Origin of the sequence: Simplicispira psychrophila DSM 11588 (assembly GCF_000688255.1) — a bacterium.
Classification (GTDB): Bacteria; Pseudomonadota; Gammaproteobacteria; order Burkholderiales; family Burkholderiaceae_C; genus Simplicispira; species Simplicispira psychrophila.
In genome coordinates this window covers 18,611-37,183 of record NZ_JHYS01000018.1, presented here as the reverse complement: position 1 = coordinate 37,183, position 18,573 = coordinate 18,611, and the positions used below count along the sequence as shown (strand labels likewise).

The following is an 18,573-nucleotide window of genomic DNA, read 5'->3' as shown; positions in this document are numbered from 1 at the left end:
GCCCACCCCAGGAGTGCACCACCATGGCCTTAACCACCCCTTCCACTGCCAGCGCCAACACCAGCAGCACCTCGAACGCGCTCGCCGTCGATGTCCGCTCGCTCAATCAGCTGAAATTTGAAGCCGGCAAAAACAGCCCCCAGGCCGCGCGCGAAACCGCCAAGCAGTTTGAATCGCTGTTCATGCGCGAGATGATCAAAAGTATGCGCGAGGCGACCATGAAGTCCGGCCTGCTCGACAGCGCCCAGGGCGACTTGGGCGCCGACATGCTCGATCAGCAGCTATCGATCCAGATGTCGGGCCAGCCCGGCGGCTTGTCTGAAGCCATTGCCCGCCAGATAGCACGTCAAATGGGCGGCGGTGAAGCCAACTTGGTGGCGCCCTCGACCTTGAGCCTGTCCAGCCTGCAACCCTCCCGTACCAGCAGCAGCGCCACCAGCAGCACGGCCAACGTCGCCAGTGGCCCAGCCCCCAAGGGGCGTGACGACTTTGTCCAGCACCACAGCGCCGCCGCCGAACGCGTGGCGCAGGCCAGCGGCATTCCAGCCAGCTTCATGATTGGCCAGGCCGGGCACGAAACCGGCTGGGGCAAAAGCGAGATCAAGAGCCAAGACGGCAGCAACTCCTTCAACCTGTTTGGCATCAAGGCCGGCAAGGGCTGGACCGGCAAGACCGCCGACATCGTCACCACCGAATACATCGACGGCACACCACGCAAGATGGTGGCCAAGTTTCGCGCCTACGACTCCTACGAAGACTCGTTCAAGGACTACGCCAAGCTGATCAACAACAGCCCGCGCTACGAGCAAGCGCGTGCCAAGACCGACTCGGCCATGGCCTACGCCACCGAACTGCAAAAAGCCGGCTACGCCACCGACCCCGAATACGCCCGCAAGTTAAGCGGCGCCATCAACAGCGCCCTGCGTGTGCAGCGCGCCGCGCAAGCCTAAGCGCCATTGCACCGCTGACACCCCCTGCCCTCTGAAGCACGAGAAACACCATGAGCCTCTTAAACGTCGGCGCCCGCGCCCTGCAGGCCAACCAAGTCGGTCTGCAAACCGCTGGCCACAACATTGCCAACGTCAACACCCCCGGTTACTCGCGCCAGACGGTATCGCTGGAAACCGTGCAGGGGCGCTACACCGGCGACGGCTACATCGGCCAAGGTGTCGATGTGCAATCCATCTTGCGCAACCACAGCGACCTGCTGACGCGCCAAGCGGCCTCAGCCGCGGCCGTCAAGGCCGGCGACAGCGTGCGCCTAGATCGCTTGTCGCAACTGCAAGACGTGTTCAGCGGTGGCCCCTCCGGCTTGGGCGCTGCCATCAGCGACATGATGAATGCCTTCTCATCGGTAGCCAACGCGCCTACCGACATGACAGCACGCAACGTGGTGCTGACCCGCATGGAAGAAACTGCGACGCGCTTGCGCGGCGCTTCCGAGCGGCTCGATGAAATCAGCAACTCGGTCAGCGCACAGCTGGGCGGCAGCATGACACAAGTCAACGCACTGGCCAAAAGCATTGCGGCGGTCAACGCACAAATTGTCGAAGCCAAAGGCAACGGCCAAAGCCCCAACGATCTGCTGGACAAGCGCGACCAGCTCATCCGCGACCTGAACGTCCACATCCAGACCACACAAATTGCGGCCAACGATGGCAGCCTCGGCGTGTTTGTCAGCGCCAGCCAGCCGCTGGTGCTGGGCAGCACCGCCGCCACCCTGTCGCTGGGCGCACCCAGCGCCTTTCCCACCAGCAAAACACAACAGCAACTGTTTTTCTCGATGCCCGGCGCGACCCAGCCGATTGAACTGAACCAGTCCATGCTGGGCGGCGGCACCATCGCCGGGTTGTTGCAATTTCAGAACAGTGACCTGGCCGAGGGCCAGAATCTGCTCGGACGCCTGGCGCTGGGCATCAGCGAGACGCTGAACACGCAAAACAAACTCGGCCTGACGCTGGACGGCAAATTGGGCGAGAACCTGTTCAAGCCGCTGGAGCTGGCCAATGCGGTCACCGGCAAGGACAATACTTCACCCAACCAAATGGGCCTGACGGTAGCCGACCCGACCAAACTGCAGGCCTCCAGCTACAACATCACTTTCACCGGCGCTACAGCCGGTACCGTGACGCGCCAGTCAGACGGTAAATTGTTTGATTTCACCAGCTTGGCAGACCTCGACACCGTCATGCTGGGCGAAGGACTGAAGCTGACCGACGGAGCGCCCCCGCCCGCTCCCCCCACCCTGCCCACCGCGTTTGCCGGTGCTGCCATCAAAGACCAGTTTCTGCTCACGCCCATGCAAGGCTTGGCGGGGCAGATGCAAGCGCAGCAGTACTCGCCGCGCAACTTGGCCGCAGCCAATGCCGTCAACGCCGCGATGGGCACCACCAACGCCGGCTCGCTGCAACTGGCCAGCCTGCGTGCCACCGGCATCATCGATGCGACCACCAGCGGATTAGCGCTGCCACCCTCGCCCACGCTCCCTGCCACCACTGGCGGTGGCGTCAAGCTGACCTTCACTGTCAGCGCAGCGGGCACCACCTTCATGCCGACGGGCAACACCAATCCACCGATGGATTTGTCCACCACGCCCCCCACCGCCCTAACGCCACTGGGAGGGCCGTTCACCTACACGCCCGGCAAACCGATCAGCATCGATGGCTGGGAAATCACACTGCAAGGCTCGCCGAAAACCGATGACACTGTCACTGTCGGCAACGCCAAAGATGCGCAGTACGGCGACTGGTACACCCGCGATGCGGGCAACGCCGGCACCATGCTGGCGCTGCGCGACAAGGTGATGTTTGACGGCGGCGCCACACTGTCTGACGGTTTTGCCAGCGCCATGGCACAAATCGGCACCCGGACACAAAGTGCCCTGTTTGCGTCCCACCTGTCCACCGCCATTGCCGACAACCTAGAGCAAGACCGCACCGCCATCGCTGGCGTGAACTTGGACGAAGAAGCCGCGCGCTTGCTGCAGTACCAACAGGCCTACCAAGCCTCGGCCAAGATGCTGTCGATTGCGCAAAACATTTTTGACACCTTGATGCAAAGCGTCGGCCGCTAAGCCAACGCGCACCGCCCCTAGATTTCGGAGACACCGCCATGAGCTCAATCAACCGCGTGGCCACAGCCAGCATGTACGACAACTCGATCCGCAACATCGGCGCGCGTCAAAACTCGCTGGCCGATCAGAACGAGAAACTCACCTCTGGCAAGCGCGTACTGCGCGCCAGCGACGACCCGGTGGCCGCCGCCCAGGCCGAACGCGCCATCACGCGCATGGCCCGCATCCAAACCGAACAACGTGCCCTGGACGTGCAGCGCAATGCCGTAGCACAGGCCGAATCGTCCATGGGCGACGCGGTCAACTTGGTACAGGGAATACGCGAGCTGATGGTCAGCGCCGGCGCGGGCACCTTGGCCCCGCAAGACCGGCGCATCATTGCCGGCCAAATTGAAAGCCTGCGCGACCAGCTGGTCAGCGTGGCCAACCGCAAAGACACCAATGGCCTGCCGCTGCTGGGGGCCTTGGGCAGCGCGCTGGCGCCGTTCTTGGGCAATACACCCGACAGCTTTGCCGGGTTGGCTGGCCAAACCAGCGGCTCTGCCGTGGGCATTCCGACCATGCTGGATGGCGATTCGGCCTTCATGTTCCAAACCAAGCGCGATGGCATCTACAACGCTGCACTGAGTAACACGGCAACGCCGCCGACGTCCCTGACGGGCCGTAAATTCGGCACCAGCGAAATCACGGTGGTCGATCCCACCCAAATCCCCGCCACAAACAATGGCCAGGGCGACGACTTTGAAATCGTTTTCACTAGCGTCACGGCCGGCGCCACCCCCAACACCAGCACCGCCACCTACGAAGTGCGTAACAAAACGACCGGGGCAGCAGCGCAGGTTGGAACCATCCCGGATTTCGCCAACGACAAACCGCTGGAATTTGAAATCTCCAAAGAAAACAGCCCCACCGCCTTCATTGATGGCCTGAAGTTCAGCATCAAGGCCAGCCCCATCACGGCCTCCGATGGCACCGTCACCCCCGGTGTGGCCACCCTCGACACCATCACCCTCAAACCCAGCACTGGCCTATTTGGCACCATCGACCAAGCCATTGGCGGCATCGCCAACGCCGCTGACAGCAACGCCGCTGCCCAGGCCGTCGGGCAGGGCTTGGCCAATTTGGATCGGGGCATGGAGCGCCTGCAGGCTATCCGCAGCTATGCCGGCGAACTGCTTAACCGCGCTGACCGCATTACGGGCGACCAAGACACGCGCAGCATTCAGCTCGAATCCGACCGCTCACGCGCCGAAGACTTGGACATGGTGCAGGGCATCTCGGACTTTCAGCACACCCAACTGGGTTACCAGGCGGCGCTACAGTCGTACGCTATGGTGCAAAAAATGTCCATGTTCAACTACATCTCCTAAGCGCGCGCCGCATTAGCCTATGGCCCAATCTGTTCTTGGCAGCCTGATTTTTGGTTACCGCCCGTTGTGGAGCCTGTCGCGCTCGCTGTGCGGCATCGAGCTGTGCATCCACGAAGCCGACAGCACCGTGGCCATCGATGCGCAGCACCTGCTGCGCACGCTGCAAGAAATCTGGGAACCACAATCGCCACCGCTGCTGTTGGCCCCACAAACGCGCCAGCTGCTGTGCGACCTGCTCGAACACGCCCCGCCCGAAACACCGTGGATGGAAGTGCCGGACGACTGGCTGAACGACTCCAGCGTGTACCAACGCGTGCTCGACGCCAAGCGGCGCGGCCTGAAACTGGTCTGGCGCGGCGATATCGGCCACCTGCCCGACGCCCAGCTGGCACGCTGCTTTGACAACAGCCTGCTGAGCGTGCCACCGCTGACCGCAGTGCAGGCGCTCAAGGCTGCTCCTGGCGCCAGCCCGGTGCTGGCCGGGCAGATGTACGAAGGCATTGCCAGCCGCGCGCTGATGGAGCACTGCTTGGACGAGCAAAAAGCCCACGCCCTGCTCGGCTGGCCGACCGAAGACGTGCTCTACAGCCTGCGCCAACAGACACCGCAGCCCAGCCACACCGTCATCTACCGGCTGATGAAAGCCATCGACGCTGAGCAATCGCTGGAAATATTTGAAGACATCCTGAGCGAAGACCCACTGCTGGCCTACCGCTTCATGACCTATACCAACTCCGCCGCGCTGGGACTGCGCACCGGCGTGGACTCGCTGCGCCGGGGGTTGGTGATGATGGGTTACGGCTCGCTGATGCGCTGGCTCTCGACCCAACTGCCGCACGCCAGCACCGAAGTCAACCTGCGCCCGATGCGCGAAGCCCTGGTGCTGCGCGCCAAGCTGAGCGAGCACCTCATCGACGCCGGCGTCGGCATCGAACTGCGCCGCGAGGTCTATCTGTGCGCGCTGTTCTCGCAACTGGACGACATGCTGGGCGAATCGCTGGACACCATCCTGCACCGCATCCCCCTGTCCGAGCGCGTCTATGAAGCCGCCGGGCAACACATCGGCCCGTACGCTCCCATCCTGCAGATGGCGCGCGCATTAGAGAACTGCGACGCCAGCGTGGTACGCCAATTGTGCGAAGACAACGACATGGTGCTGGAAGACGTCAACCGCACCCTGTTGCGTGTGCTGGCCGCACAAACCGTGGCACGCCCTGGCTGAACCCGCAGGCGCAGCCACCCTGTGCTGTGCCTGCGCCGTGTTGGTCGGGCGCTGCGATGGCGTGCTCGTGCTGCCCATCGGCAACGTGAAGCCATTACCGCCGGCCGATACCATCGGCACGCAACAGACAAGAGACTGCACCCATGCGATTACGCCCTTTCCAACAGGTAGATGTTTTCACCGCCACGCCGTACCGCGGCAACCCGCTGGCCGTGGTGCTCGATGGCACGGACATGTCCACCGAGGCCATGCAGCGCTTCACCGACTGGACGCATCTGTCCGAAGCCACCTTTGTGCTGCCACCCACGCCGCCAGCCCGCTTGGCCGGTGCCGATTACCGCGTACGCATCTTTTGCCCCGGGCGCGAGTTGCCGTTTGCCGGTCACCCGACGTTAGGCAGTTGCCACGCCTGGCTACAGGCCGGTGGCCAACCACAGCAGAGTGACCGCGTGGTGCAGGAATGCGCTGCCGGCCTGATCACGCTGCGGCGGCATGGCACCCGCCTGGCGTTTGCTGCACCGCCGCTGGTCACCAGCGGCCCACTGGACGAGCCAGAGGTGGCGCTGATTGCGCGCGGCCTGGGCGTGGCGCGCAGCGACATCGTGGCGCACGCCTGGTGCGACAACGGCCCGCGCTGGCGCGGCGTGCTACTGCACTCAGCCGCGCAGGTCCTGGCGCTGCAGCCCGACGCCACCGTGCTGGCCGGACTGGATGTGGGCGTGATCGGCCCGCGCGGCAAGGTCGGCGTGGCGGGCCCCACCGCTGCCGCCAACGATGCCGCCAACGATCCCGAAAACATTGCCTTTGAGGTGCGTGCTTTCCTGCCGGGCCACAGCGGCCTGATGGAAGACCCGGTCACCGGTAGCCTGAACGCGGCACTGGCGCAGTGGTTGATCGGCGCCGGCCTCGCGCCGCCGCGCTACATCGCCAGCCAGGGCACGGCCCTGGGCAGCGCCGGGCGCGTGCATGTGGCACAAGAAGGCAGCGACATCTGGATCGGCGGCGACACGGTGACTTGCGTTCAGGGGACGGTGCTGCTGTAGGGTCCGCAGGCAGCCCTGCTGCAGCCTCTCACCCAATTAAGACTGAAAAGTGGCTCAAACGCTTATGCAGCAAGCGCCTTAAGCTATCAAAAATGACTTTTTAGCGCCCCGCCCCGTGGAGCAAATCCACCGCCTTCTCCGCCACCATGATGGTCGGCGCGTTGGTGTTGCCGCTGACGATACGCGGCATGATGGACGCGTCCACCACGCGCAGGCTCTGTACGCCATGCACCCGTAGCTGCGCATCCACCACGTCCAGCGGCCCCGTCCCCATGCGGCAACTGCCGACCGGGTGGTAAATGGTGTCGGCGTACTGGCGGATGAACTGCTCTATCTGCGCATCCGTCTGCGCACCGGCCGACGCCGGCAGTTCGCGCGCACCGTACTGCGCCAGCGCCGGCTGCGCCAGGATGGCGCGCATCTGGCGCACACCGCGCACCAGACGCGCCATGTCATCGGCCACGCCAAAAAAGTTCGGATCGACCAGCGGCAGCGCCTGCGGGTCGCTGCTGGCCAGCGCCACGCTGCCCCGACTTTTGGGCTGCAGCAGGCAGACATGGCACGAGTAGCCATGGCCAAGTACGGTTTGACGGCCATGGTCGAGCAGCTTGCCGATGACAAAGTGCAACTGCAGGTCGGGCAGCAGCTCGCTGGGCTGGCTTTTGATGAAACCGCCGGCCTCGGCAAAGTTGGTCGTCAACAGGCCACTGCGCTGGCGGCGCCACTCCAGCACGCCGCGCACCAGGTTCGCCGCACCCTGGAGTGACAGGCCAAACAGATCACTCAAGGCCGGCGCATCCATCACCTGCACCACGTCCGGGTGATCGTGCAGGTGCTGGCCGACACCGGGCAGATCGTGCACGGTGGCAATGCCGTGCTGCTGCAACTGCGCGCCGGGGCCAATGCCCGAGAGCATCAGCAATTGCGGTGACAGCAGTGCGCCAGCACTCAGCAGCACCTCGCGGGTGCAACGCACCTGGTGCGTGGCGCCGCCTTGGCGGTATTCGACGCCGACGGCGCGGCGCTCTTCCAGCAGGATGCGCGTGGCGCGGGCGCCGGTGATGACGTGCAGATTCGGGCGTGCCAGGTACGGCGTCAGATACGCCTTGGCGGCGCTGAAGCGCTCGCCGTTTTTGTGCGTCACCTGGTACAGGCCGACGCCCTCTTGCTCCGCGCCATTGAAGTCGCGGTTATGCACGTGGCCGGCCTGCACGCCAGCCTCGACAAACACCTGGCTAAAGCGGTTGGGCGAGCGCAAATCCATCACGTTCAGCGGCCCACCGCGGCCGTGCCAGGCATTGGCGCCGCGCTCGTTGTTTTCTGCGCGCAGGAAGTAGGGCAGTACGTCACTCCAGCCCCAGCCGGGGTTGCCTTGCGCCGCCCAGTGGTCGTAATCCTGCGGCTGGCCGCGGGCATAAATCATGGCATTGATCGAGCTGGAGCCACCCAGCACCTTGCCGCGCGGCTGGTAGCCGCTGCGCCCGTTCAGGCCGGCCTGCGGCGTGGTGTGCTGGTTCCAGCCGTTCAATTCGTACTTGGCCATGACCGCCAGCCCGGCGGGGCAGTGGATCAGCACGCTGGCATCGGCCGGTCCGGCTTCGAGCAGGCACACGCGCACAGCGCTGTCTTGCGACAAACGTCCAGCCAGCACACAGCCAGCCGAGCCGCCGCCGATCACGATGTAATCAACCATAGGGTTTTGTCTCCTGCACGCCACCTTGGGCGGTGACCAGGTCACTTTAATCCAGCCGCCCACCAATTGCCGATACCATCCGAGTGATCTGTTTCACTTTGAAGGAAGCTCTCTATATGGACATCACTACTGTTGGCATCATCGGTGCAGGCACCATGGGTAATGGCATTGCACAAGCGTGCGCCGTGTCGGGCATCAATGTCGTCATGGTCGACATTTCTGACGCTGCCGTGCAAAAGGGCTTGGCTACTGTGTCGGGCAGCCTGGACCGCTTGGTCAAGAAAGAAAAAATCAGCGCCGCTGACAAAGACGCCGCCATGGCGCGCATCCAGGTCTCGACCAGCTACGACGACCTGAAAGCCGGTCAGCTGGTGATTGAAGCCGCGACCGAAAACTACGACCTGAAGGTCAAAATCTTGCAGCAATTGGACGCTGTGCTGGCGCCTGAAGTGCTGGTCGCGACCAACACCTCGTCGATCTCGATCACCAAGCTGGCTGCTGTCACTAAGCGCGCCGAGCAGTTCATCGGTATGCACTTTTTCAACCCGGTGCCAATGATGGCGCTGGTCGAAATCATCCGTGGCCTGCAAACCTCTGACGCGACGCACGATGCGGTCAAAGCGCTGGCCGTCAAGCTGGGCAAGAGCCCGATCACCGTGAAGAACAATCCGGGTTTTGTCGTCAACCGCATCTTGGTGCCGATGATCAACGAAGCCTTCTTCGTGCTGGCCGAAGGCTTGGCCACCCCCGAAGACATCGACGCCGGCATGAAGCTCGGCTGCAACCAGCCGATTGGCCCGTTGGCACTGGCCGACATGATTGGTCTGGACGTCTGCTTGGCGGTGATGGACGTGTACATCGCCGAATTCAACGACAGCAAATACCGCCCTGCGCCGCTGCTGAAAGAAATGGTCGCAGCCGGCCGCTTGGGCCGCAAGACGGGCCGTGGCGTGTACCAGTATTGAGTCTGCACCAACGCTGAGGCTTTCAGCCGCCGGGCCCCTGCCCTGCGGCTTTTTTTATGACAAAGCGTCCCGCGTCCCCTGCGCCGGCATCCTGCCGGCACCCACTACCACCAAGGAAATCACCATGGCCTCGCTTGAAAAAGTTCTCTATACCGCCCACGCCCACACCACCGGGGGCCGCGACGGTGCAGCCCGCTCCGATGACGGCCGCCTCGACGTGAAGCTGTCCTCACCCGGCACCAGCGGCACCGGCACCAACCCTGAGCAGCTGTTTGCCGCGGGCTATTCGGCCTGCTTCATCGGCGCCATCAAGGCCGTCGCTGCCCAGCAAAAACTGAGCGTGCCGCAAGACGTGGCCGTGGACGCCGAGGTAGATCTGGGCGTACTCCCCCACGGTTACGGCATCGCCGTGCGCATGACCGTCCACCTGCCCGGCATGGAGCGCGCCGCCGCCCAGGCGCTGGTGGACGCTGCGCACCAAGTTTGTCCCTACTCCAACGCCACGCGCGGCCATATCGACATGGCGCTGACCCTGGCCGGCGCGGGGTGAATGCGCCTGCAAATCAAAAAAGATAGCTGTTAGCGCTTATTCCATAAGCGCTAACAGCCTCTTTCTCTTAAATTTTTGGAGGTGGTGGCTGTCCGGGCCTGCGGGCACCAGGGACGTAGCGCGCGCACGGCAGGCGGGCGACAATGGCCCGATGAACCCCACCTTCGACTCCACAGGCCAGCACCCGTTCTCCACCCTCATGCCCGATACCGTGCTGGACGCCCTGGCCAGCATCGGTCTGTACGGCGATGGCCGGCTGATGGCGCTGTCGTCCTATGAAAACCGCGTCTACCAAGTCACGCTGGAAAACGGCGAGCGCGTGGTCACCAAGTTCTACCGTCCGGGGCGCTGGAGCACAGCACAAATTCTGGAAGAACACGCCTTTGCCGCCGACTTGATGGCGGCCGAAGTCCCCGCCGTCGGGCCGCTAGTACTGCGCGGACAGACGCTGCACCCGCACGCTGGCTTCATGTTTTCTGTCAGCCCGTGGCGCGGTGGTCGCCAGCCCGAGTTGGACGACTTTGAAGTGCTGGAATGGATCGGCCGTTTTCTGGCGCGCATCCACACCGTCGGCGCCGCGCAAACCTTCACCCACCGCCCGCCGCTGGATATCCACACCTACGGCTCCGAGCCGCACGACTGGCTGTTGGCGCACGACATCATTCCGCTGGACATGCAATCGAGCTGGCGCGGCGCCTGCGAGCAAGCCCTGTCGCTGATCGGTGGCCATGGCCACACGGCCTCCGGCCCGGATCGCCTGCACCTGAAAGACGCCAGCGTGCTGCGCCTGCACGGCGACTGCCATCCCGGCAACATCCTGTGGACACCGCTGGACGAATGGGGGCGCGGTGGTCCGCATTTTGTCGATCTGGACGACGCACGCATGGGCCCGGCGGTGCAAGACCTGTGGATGCTGCTATCGGGCGACCGACGCCAGCGCACGCACCAGCTGGGCGCGCTGATCGACGGTTACGAGCAATTTCGCAGCTTTGACCGGCGCGAACTGGCGCTGATCGAGCCGCTGCGCACGCTGCGCCTGATCCACTACAGCGCTTGGCTGGCACGGCGCTGGCAAGACCCGATCTTCCCAATCAACTTTCCCTGGTTTGGCTCCAGCGACTACTGGCAAGGGCAGGTCAACATGCTGCACGAACAGATTGAGGCGATGCAAGAAGAACCGCTGGTGGCGTGAACATGGACTGCAAAAAGCACACAGCAGTCTGAGCCGGCGCAGCCCACCCACGCCAGCCAGCAAAAAACCCGACACACAGGCCGGGTTTTTTAAGGGAAGGGGCGCCGCAGGGGCAGCGCCGCGCTGTCCAATTACTTCTTACCTGCTTTTTTGATGGCAGCAGCACCGTTGTTCAGCGCGCTTTCGACCGAGGTTTCCATCTTGGCGGCAGCGTCCTTCATGCCCTTGGTCAAGCCAGCGATGGCTTGGGGAGCAGGAGAGGCTTTTTCCATAGCGTCCACGCTGCTGGTGAATTGCGCCACGCCCAAAGCGGTGACTTCTTTCAGGTTCTGGGCAGCCAGCGCCATGCTGCTTTCTGCTGAGGCCTTCATGGCTTCAAAGGCAGCCTGTGGTTCCTTGATGCCCTTGAAGGCTTCCATGGTCTGGGTCATCGAAGCCTGGGCTGCTTGTGCCTGCTTCTGGGCCAGATCGCCCCAAGCCTTCAGGTTTTCCATCACAGGCTTAAAGGCTTCTTGGGCCGCAGCTGGGTTGATCTTCTTCATGTTTTCTTGCATGGTCTTGGCGGCGTCGGCGAATGCGTTATTGTTGATCATGGTGTACTTTCTGAAAAATGTTGCAGTGCAGCAATTATGCACCGTTTCAGCCCCACAGTGCAATGAGATCGTTACAGCCTGTATACAAGAGCGGTGCCACCACCGCAGCACATCAGCCTACCCAGCAAGCAAAAGCCCCGGCAGCGCAAAACACTACCGGGGCTTTATTACTATTGTATGAATAGCTACTAGCGCTTACTGCATAAGCGCTTGAGGCCGATTTGACCTCAAATCATCACACCAACAGTGCGTTCACGCGGCGCACATAGGCGGCAGGGTCGTCCGGCAGACCGCCTTCGGCCAGCAGCGCTTGGTCAAACACGATATGGGCCAAGTCGTCGAAGTGTGCCGAGCTTTCGAGCTTTTTCACCAGCGGATGCTCGGGATTGACTTCGAGTACCGGCTTGCTCTCGGGCGCGGGCTGACCGGCCTGTTTCAGCATCCGTGCCAGTTGCGTGCTCATGCCATCGTCCTGCACCACCAGGCACGCCGGCGAATCGACCAGACGCGTGGTGATACGCACGTCCTGGGCCTTATCTTTGAGCACTTCTTTCAGGCGCTCCAGCAGCGGCTTGAAGGCTTCGGCGGCTTCTTCAGCGGCCTTCTTTTCGGTCTCATCCTGCAGCTTGCCCAGATCGACCGCGCCCTTGGCCACGCTTTGGAGCGGTGTGTCGTCAAACTCTTGCAGGTAGTTCAGCGCCCACTCATCGACGCGGTCGGTCATCAACAGCACTTCAATGCCCTTCTTCTTGAAGACTTCCAGTTGCGGGCTGTTCTTGGCGGCGGCGAGCGTGTCAGCCGTGATGTAGTAGATGGCGTCCTGGCCCTCTTTCATGCGCGCCTTGTAGTCGGCAAACGACACGCTGGCGCTATCGCTGCTGGTCGAGGCAAAGCGCAGCAGCTTGGCCAGACGCTCACGGTTGCCAAAGTCTTCGCCCAGGCCTTCTTTCAGCACGGCACCAAAGGCGGCATAGAACTGGCTGTACTTGCCTTCCTTGGCCTTGTCGTCAGCGTCCACCACATCGGTGACGGCATCGGCGCCTTCAGCCGCTGCGGCGGGCGCATCGTGTTTGTCGTGCTTGGCCAGGTCTTCCAGCATTGACAGCACGCGCTTGGTGCTGCCTTCGCGGATAGCTTTGACGTCGCGGCTTTCCTGCAACAGTTCACGGCTGACGTTGAGCGGCAAATCGGCCGAATCGATCACGCCTTTGACAAAGCGCAGGTAGCCCGGCAGCAACGCTTCGGCGTCGTCCATGATGAAAACGCGCTTGACGTACAGCTTGACGCCGGTCTTCTTGTCGCGGTTCCACAGGTCAAACGGCGCCTTGGCCGGGATGTAGAGCAACTGTGTGTATTCGGTGTTGCCCTCGACGCGGTTGTGCGCCCAGGTCAGCGGGTTCTCGTGATCGTGGCTGATGGCCTTGTAGAACGCTTGGTACTGCTCTTCGGTGACGTCTTTTTTGGCGCGTGTCCACAACGCGCTGGCCTTGTTTACCGGCTCCCATTCGCCGGTCTTGACCATGCCGCCGGGCTGGCGGCCACCGTTTTCGTCACCGGGGGTGATCAGCTCGCCGTCTTTCCACTCTTCCTTTTCCATCAGGATGGGCAGACTGATGTGGTCGGAGTATTTGCTGATGATCGACTTGAGTTTCCAGGCGTTGAGATATTCCTCGGCATCGCTCCGCAGGTGCAGCGTGACGCTGGTGCCGCGCGCAGCGCGCTCTATGGCTTCGACCTCAAAGTCACCCGTGCCGCCGCTGACCCAGCGCACGCCTTCGCTCGCCGCAGCACCGGCGCGGCGCGATTCGACGGTGATCTTGTCGGCAACGATGAAGCCTGAATAAAAGCCGACGCCAAACTGGCCGATCAGCTGCGCATCCTGTTTCTGGTCGCCGGTGAGCTTGCCGACGAAGTCTTTGGTACCGCTCTTGGCGATGGTGCCCAGGTGGTCGATGGCCTCTTGCTCACTCATGCCGATGCCGTTGTCGGTGATGGTGATGGTCTTGGCCCCCGTATCAAACGACACGCGCACTTCCAGGCTCGGTGCGTCCTCGTACAACTCAGGCCGATGCAGCGCTTCAAAACGCAGCTTGTCGCAGGCGTCGGAGGCGTTGGAGATCAGCTCACGGGCAAAAATTTCGGGGTTGGAATACAGCGAGTGCGTGACGAGGTGCAGCAGCTGGGCCACTTCGGCCTGGAAGGACAGGGTTTGTTTGCTCATAGGGACTCGGTTGAAAAACGGATGCGAAAAACAGCGCCAGCGGCGCTTGCACAGTGCATTTAGGGGCGCTGCGCGCAGGTTTCAAGCAAGCCCAGCCCAAGAGCCAGAAAAAACATCAAAAACAATAGCTACAAGCGCATATAGCACAAGCGCTTGCAGCCTATTTGTCTTTTACTCAGCCGTCTGTATTGATGCGATCGATGAGCATTTTTATCATGCCATCGGCTTTCTCATTGGCGATCTGGCAAGTGCCGGCCGCAGCATGTCCGCCACCACCGAACTCCAGCATCATGTTACCGACATGGGTCTTGCTGCTGCGGTCGAGAATGGATTTGCCACAGGCCAGCACAGTGTTCTGCTTTCTCAGCCCCCAGATGACATAGATAGAGATGTTGGCCGTCGGGAACAGCGCATAAATCATGAAACGGTTGATGGCCCAGATGGTTTCCTCTTCGCGCAAGTCGAGAATCACCAAGTTGCCGATCTGGTAGGCGCAGTGCAGGATTTGCGCCTTGGCCTGGGCCTCGTGTGCGTAGTAAAGCTGCACGCGCTCTTGCACGTCGGGCAGGTCCAGGATCTGCTCAATGGTGTGGGTAGCGCAGTGCTCAATCAGCTCCATCATCAGCGTGTAGTTGCTGATGCGAAAGTCCTTGAAGCGGCCCAGACCGGTGCGCGCATCCATCATGTAATTGAGCAGCACCCAGCCCTGCGGATTCAGGATGTCCTCGCGCGAATACTGCGCCGAGTCGGCTTGATCGACCGCCGTCATCATCTCGTCGGTAATGCGCGGAAACGCGGCTTTGCCGCCGTAATGGTTGTAAACCACGCGCGCCGCAGAGGGGGCGTGCACTTCAATGATGTGGTTGAAATCGCGGCGACCCGAGTTGCGCACGGTTTCCGATTCATGGTGGTCAAACACCAGATAGGCGCCCGGCACATAAGGCAAATTGGTGGTGATGTCACGCTCAGTGACCTCCACCTTGCCGTCCTGCATGTCCTTGGGATGGACAAACAAAATGTCGTCGATCAGATCCAGTTCACGCAAGAGCACGGCACACACCAGGCCGTCAAAATCACTGCGCGTGACCAGACGATACTTTTTGTTACTCACGGCTTCTCCTTGTTTCATTTTCTTGAGAGGCAGATATTAGCCATCCGCGCCATCGTGCGCCGTGCCTTTTCCATACAAAACAAAGGCAGTATGGGTATAAGAATCTGTTTTTTCCAGAAATGCCCCGTTCAGCGCCCGCCAGCGTCTTACTCAAGCGCCCGGCGTGAGCCATTGCACCAGTTGGCGCGCCACGCTGGCGTCGCTGAGCAGCGCCACATGGCCGACCCGGTGTACCACGCATTGGCGCTCTTTGGCAAAACCCAGGCGGCGGGCCGGATCGCTGTGCCAGCCCAGAGCACTGTGCAGTGGCACCAGCCCATCGCCCACTAGGCGCTCTGCCACGGGGCTGCGCTGCGCGGCCAGGGTGGCGCCGATGGCAAAACAAGCCACGCCCGGGGGCAGCGGCACCGGCTGGCGCTGGTCGGGGCTATGCCGAAAGCGGTCGCGGCCCTGCCAGTCGGCATCCAGCACGTAGCCATAGCGCAGGTCCGTGATGCCCGCGCTGCGCACTTGGCCCAGTCGGGTAAAAGGCCGGCTGTAGGGCGTACTGCCCAGCACCACATCGACCCAATGTCCGGCACGCTCCAGCGCGGCGCCGTGGTGCGGCGTGCCCAGAAAGACCAGCTGCCTGAGTTGCGCTAGCCAAGCGTGTCCCGCCGCAGCGCCCTGCTGGCAGGCGCTGCGCATGACCAGGCCGCCCATGCTGTGCGCCAGCACCGCAAACTCCTGCACCGGCACCGGCCACTCGGCCAGCAAGGCTTCGAGCTGCTCGGCCAATTGGTGCCCGTTGGTAGAAATGTGCCGGCCGGTGTTGTAGCGCAGGTAGACGGGCGTGTAACCCAGCGCCTGCGCCAGGTGCGCACCATGGTCGTAGCCACCACGCTGCCACTGCAAGTCGTTCATGCACAGGCCGTGTACCAGCAGCAGCAATTTGCCGCTGGCAGCGCCAGCGGCGTGCAACGCGGCCAGATCGAGCACGCGCCCGTACTGGCGCAGTTGCATGGAGAGGGCCAGCGGATTGCCCTGCTGCGCCAATTGGTCGCCCAGCACGCCGTTGAGTGCGGACAGCACAGCTTCGCGTTCCACGGCGGGCGCTGCGGCGGGTTCGGCGGCGGGCAACCACAGCTCCAGCCGCAGCAACGCCGCCTGCAGACTGGTGCCCACTAGCTGCGTGGTACCGCGCACGCCTTGGTAGATCAGCCGCGTGAGCCCGCGTGTCTGTCCCGGCTGCGCCCCACCGCGCAGCCCGATGCTGCCCAATACCGACTGGTGCACGCCCTCGGTGATACGTGCCACGCCCAGGGTGGCCTGGGTGGCGAGCGCGACCAGACCCCGCAGATCGGCGGCGCGCAGCTGGCGCAATGCGCCGGTAGGCGGGTTCGGCGGCGTCCTAGGCGCCGCGACGGGGTCAGGCGAAGGGATGCGGCGTGTGGCCATTGGCGACTCCAGCAAGGGAAACACAAAGCACCGCCCGCGCAGCGCTCACAAGCTCTCAGAAGCGCTCGTTCGGCGCCAGATAACGCCATTGCCCTACCGGCAGGTTGCCCAGCACCACGCGGCCCATGCGGATGCGCTTCAAGCCCACCACCTTGAGGCCGACCTGTTCACACATGCGCCGGATCTGGCGCTTCTTGCCCTCGACCAGCACGAAGCGCAATTGCTCGGGGTTTTGCCACTCCACCTTGGCCGGTTTGAGCGGCTGGCCGTCCAGACTCAGGCCATGGCGCAGGCGAGCCAGCAGCGCCGGCGGAAACACCGCCTGCACGTTGGTGCTGACCGGGTCACGCTCATCGATCTCCTGCAGCGGTGCGCTGCGCTCGTCGGGATGGCGCGGCACGGGCGTGCTGCCTTCATAGACCACGCGCACCAGGTACTCCTTGTCCAGCATCGAGTCCTCGCCAATCAATTGGCGCGCCACGCGCCCGTCCTGCGTCAGCACCAAGAGGCCGACCGAGTCGATGTCCAGCCGCCCCGCCGGCGCCAGGCCGCGCAGGTGCGGCGGCGTGAAGCGCAGGCCACTGGGGTCTTCGCGCCAGTGCGTGCGCGGGTTGATCAGCGCCACTGCGGGCGTGTGGCCATCCTCGGCCTGGCCACTGACATAGCCCATCGGTTTGTTCAGCAAGATGGTGACGCGGTTGTCTTGGTAGCGCTGCGCTGCGCGCTCGACCGTGACGGTGTCCTGTGGCGTGACCTTGACGCCCATCTCGGCCACGGCGCCGTTGACGTACACCCAGCCGTGGGCAATCCAGTCGTCGGCCTCGCGGCGCGAGCACAGACCCAGCTCGGCCAGGCGTTTGTTCAGGCGCGTGGTACCGGGGTCAGACGGGTTGGACGGGTTGGACGGAGCCAGCGGACGGTTGGAGCTGGCGGAGCGGGCTGCGCCAGCAGGGGCTTTCCATGCCGTTGGCGCGGGCGCAGGCGCAGGGCGATGGACAGGTGCAGCAGGCGCGTCGGGCGCAGGGCGCACGGAAAGGGTTGGGCGGCGCAAAAGCGCACGCTGGGCCGGCGCCGGGACGTCGGCGGCAGAAGAAGGGGGCACAGGGGGGCGGTTCGAAGAAGGCATGGGGTATTTTCAACCAGCGCGTGCGCCAGCGCCACACCCCCGTCCAGTGCGCCCTGCGGACGCCGGCAATCCAGCCCGTCAAAATGAATAAAAAGATAGCTACAACCGCTTTTACACAAAGGGTTTAAAGCCTATTTGAGTCTTAAAAATCCGGTGCGCACGGCCCCCAGATCAAGCACCCGCACACCGCCATACACCACTTCGATGGCACCCTGCTGCTGCAAGATGGACAGGGACTCATTGACACGTTGGCGCGACAGCCCCACCAGATAAGCCAATTCTTGCTGGGTGATGCGCAGCACCTGGCCCACGCCAGGGTAAAGCACCGGATTGAACAGCGCCGCCAGGCTGCGCGCCACGCGCAGATCGGGGTTATTGGAGCGGTCGATTTCACGCGCAGCAATGAACTGGCCCAGCCGCTCATTGAGCTGGTGCATGACAAAGCGGTTAAAGCCGATGGAATGGTCCAGCAACCAGTGGAAAGTGTCGATCGGCAGACCCGCCACCACGCTTTTGCGCAGCGCCTGCACGTTATAGCGGTACGGCTCGCGCTTGACCGCCGTGCCCTCGCCAAACCATCCCCCTGGCGGCAGGCCGGCAAAGGTCATGGTGCTGCCATCGGCACTGTCTGAGCTCATTTTGAGCAGGCCATCGACCACGCCAAACCAGTAGGTGACGGGCCGCCCGACGCGGCAGACATAGTCGCCCGCCTTGGCGTCCCCGACCTGCAATGCAGCCAGTGCGTGTTCACGCTCGACGGGTAACAAGGCGGCCAGCCACGGGATGCTGGCAAGGTCTTGCGGGCAGGGCGGACGGCGGCGTTGGTGCAATGCAATGTCGTGGCTCATGGGTCGTTGGCAGACAGGGCACAGGATAAAAAAGGCAATTTTTGCTCAGGCAAGAAATGGCCACACATTTTTCGACATTAGCCAAGAGGCCCTTTCAGAGCAAGCGCCAGAGAAGGCGCCCGGATCGTT

The 18,573-nt window shown here is 63.0% G+C and carries 15 protein-coding genes; 8 read left to right on the top strand and 7 right to left on the bottom strand.

All coding sequences use genetic code 11. The annotated features are described in order from the left end of the window. Positions 1 to 23: 23 nt before the first annotated feature. From flgJ to Q390_RS0114980, 5 genes are all read left to right on the top strand, one after another. Positions 24 to 950, top strand: a complete 927-nt coding sequence (flgJ, locus tag Q390_RS0115000; protein WP_027996796.1) for a flagellar assembly peptidoglycan hydrolase FlgJ — start codon at positions 24 to 26, stop codon at positions 948 to 950. Positions 951 to 1,000: 50 nt separating this feature from the next. Beyond that, positions 1,001 to 3,073, top strand: coding sequence for a flagellar hook-associated protein FlgK (gene flgK, locus Q390_RS0114995; RefSeq protein WP_027996795.1), 2,073 nt, complete (start codon positions 1,001 to 1,003; stop codon positions 3,071 to 3,073). A gap of 38 nt (positions 3,074 to 3,111) precedes the next feature. Further along, positions 3,112 to 4,443: a flagellar hook-associated protein FlgL gene (flgL, locus tag Q390_RS0114990; RefSeq protein ID WP_027996794.1), complete on the top strand. Its 1,332-nt coding sequence runs from the start codon at positions 3,112 to 3,114 to the stop codon at positions 4,441 to 4,443. Between the two features lie 19 nt (positions 4,444 to 4,462). Then, on the top strand, positions 4,463 to 5,665 hold the full coding sequence (locus tag Q390_RS0114985; RefSeq protein WP_027996793.1) for an HDOD domain-containing protein: 1,203 nt from the start codon (positions 4,463 to 4,465) through the stop codon (positions 5,663 to 5,665). A 143-nt stretch (positions 5,666 to 5,808) separates the two neighbouring features. Further along, positions 5,809 to 6,708 carry a PhzF family phenazine biosynthesis protein gene (locus tag Q390_RS0114980; RefSeq protein ID WP_027996792.1) on the top strand — a complete coding sequence of 300 codons (900 nt, stop codon included), beginning with the start codon at positions 5,809 to 5,811 and terminating at the stop codon, positions 6,706 to 6,708. A 100-nt stretch (positions 6,709 to 6,808) separates the two neighbouring features. On the opposite strand, the gene Q390_RS0114975 is transcribed toward Q390_RS0114980, so the two are convergent. Continuing rightward, a complete protein-coding gene (locus Q390_RS0114975; protein WP_027996791.1) occupies positions 6,809 to 8,401 on the bottom strand; it encodes a GMC family oxidoreductase in 1,593 nt (530 codons plus the stop codon). A 116-nt stretch (positions 8,402 to 8,517) separates the two neighbouring features. Here Q390_RS0114975 and Q390_RS0114970 point away from each other — a divergent pair, with 116 nt between their 5' ends. From Q390_RS0114970 to Q390_RS0114960, 3 genes are all read left to right on the top strand, one after another. Further along, entirely contained in the window at positions 8,518 to 9,366 is an 849-nt protein-coding gene (locus Q390_RS0114970; RefSeq protein WP_027996790.1) for a 3-hydroxybutyryl-CoA dehydrogenase, read from the top strand. Between the two features lie 124 nt (positions 9,367 to 9,490). Next, a complete protein-coding gene (locus Q390_RS0114965; RefSeq protein WP_027996789.1) occupies positions 9,491 to 9,916 on the top strand; it encodes an organic hydroperoxide resistance protein in 426 nt (141 codons plus the stop codon). 151 nt (positions 9,917 to 10,067) lie between these two features. Continuing rightward, positions 10,068 to 11,108, top strand: coding sequence for a serine/threonine protein kinase (locus tag Q390_RS0114960; protein ID WP_027996788.1), 1,041 nt, complete (start codon positions 10,068 to 10,070; stop codon positions 11,106 to 11,108). A gap of 131 nt (positions 11,109 to 11,239) precedes the next feature. Here Q390_RS0114960 and Q390_RS0114955 read toward each other — a convergent pair whose 3' ends face one another. The 6 genes from Q390_RS0114955 to Q390_RS0114930 all read right to left on the bottom strand — a co-directional run bounded on the left by Q390_RS0114955 (position 11,240) and on the right by Q390_RS0114930 (position 18,444). Beyond that, positions 11,240 to 11,701: a hypothetical protein gene (locus Q390_RS0114955; protein WP_027996787.1), complete on the bottom strand. Its 462-nt coding sequence runs from the start codon at positions 11,699 to 11,701 to the stop codon at positions 11,240 to 11,242. Positions 11,702 to 11,936: 235 nt separating this feature from the next. Beyond that, positions 11,937 to 13,922 carry a molecular chaperone HtpG gene (gene htpG, locus Q390_RS0114950; RefSeq protein ID WP_027996786.1) on the bottom strand — a complete coding sequence of 662 codons (1,986 nt, stop codon included), beginning with the start codon at positions 13,920 to 13,922 and terminating at the stop codon, positions 11,937 to 11,939. A gap of 175 nt (positions 13,923 to 14,097) precedes the next feature. Continuing rightward, positions 14,098 to 15,033: an exopolyphosphatase gene (locus tag Q390_RS0114945; protein ID WP_027996785.1), complete on the bottom strand. Its 936-nt coding sequence runs from the start codon at positions 15,031 to 15,033 to the stop codon at positions 14,098 to 14,100. 150 nt (positions 15,034 to 15,183) lie between these two features. Further along, positions 15,184 to 16,470 carry an esterase/lipase family protein gene (locus Q390_RS0114940; RefSeq protein ID WP_084153947.1) on the bottom strand — a complete coding sequence of 429 codons (1,287 nt, stop codon included), beginning with the start codon at positions 16,468 to 16,470 and terminating at the stop codon, positions 15,184 to 15,186. Positions 16,471 to 16,525: 55 nt separating this feature from the next. Beyond that, positions 16,526 to 17,596, bottom strand: coding sequence for a pseudouridine synthase (locus Q390_RS0114935; protein WP_245606938.1), 1,071 nt, complete (start codon positions 17,594 to 17,596; stop codon positions 16,526 to 16,528). Positions 17,597 to 17,727: 131 nt separating this feature from the next. Further along, positions 17,728 to 18,444: a Crp/Fnr family transcriptional regulator gene (locus Q390_RS0114930; RefSeq protein ID WP_037473186.1), complete on the bottom strand. Its 717-nt coding sequence runs from the start codon at positions 18,442 to 18,444 to the stop codon at positions 17,728 to 17,730. Positions 18,445 to 18,573 lie beyond the last annotated feature (129 nt).

Coding starts and splice junctions, on each gene's coding strand:
- flgJ (WP_027996796.1), top strand. CDS start 24: ATGGCCTTAACCACCCCTTCCACTGCCAGCGCCAACACCAGCAGCACC.
- flgK (WP_027996795.1), top strand. CDS start 1,001: ATGAGCCTCTTAAACGTCGGCGCCCGCGCCCTGCAGGCCAACCAAGTC.
- flgL (WP_027996794.1), top strand. CDS start 3,112: ATGAGCTCAATCAACCGCGTGGCCACAGCCAGCATGTACGACAACTCG.
- Q390_RS0114985 (WP_027996793.1), top strand. CDS start 4,463: ATGGCCCAATCTGTTCTTGGCAGCCTGATTTTTGGTTACCGCCCGTTG.
- Q390_RS0114980 (WP_027996792.1), top strand. CDS start 5,809: ATGCGATTACGCCCTTTCCAACAGGTAGATGTTTTCACCGCCACGCCG.
- Q390_RS0114975 (WP_027996791.1), bottom strand. CDS start 8,401: ATGGTTGATTACATCGTGATCGGCGGCGGCTCGGCTGGCTGTGTGCTG.
- Q390_RS0114970 (WP_027996790.1), top strand. CDS start 8,518: ATGGACATCACTACTGTTGGCATCATCGGTGCAGGCACCATGGGTAAT.
- Q390_RS0114965 (WP_027996789.1), top strand. CDS start 9,491: ATGGCCTCGCTTGAAAAAGTTCTCTATACCGCCCACGCCCACACCACC.
- Q390_RS0114960 (WP_027996788.1), top strand. CDS start 10,068: ATGAACCCCACCTTCGACTCCACAGGCCAGCACCCGTTCTCCACCCTC.
- Q390_RS0114955 (WP_027996787.1), bottom strand. CDS start 11,701: ATGATCAACAATAACGCATTCGCCGACGCCGCCAAGACCATGCAAGAA.
- htpG (WP_027996786.1), bottom strand. CDS start 13,922: ATGAGCAAACAAACCCTGTCCTTCCAGGCCGAAGTGGCCCAGCTGCTG.
- Q390_RS0114940 (WP_084153947.1), bottom strand. CDS start 16,470: ATGGCCACACGCCGCATCCCTTCGCCTGACCCCGTCGCGGCGCCTAGG.
- Q390_RS0114935 (WP_245606938.1), bottom strand. CDS start 17,596: ATGCCTTCTTCGAACCGCCCCCCTGTGCCCCCTTCTTCTGCCGCCGAC.
- Q390_RS0114930 (WP_037473186.1), bottom strand. CDS start 18,444: ATGAGCCACGACATTGCATTGCACCAACGCCGCCGTCCGCCCTGCCCG.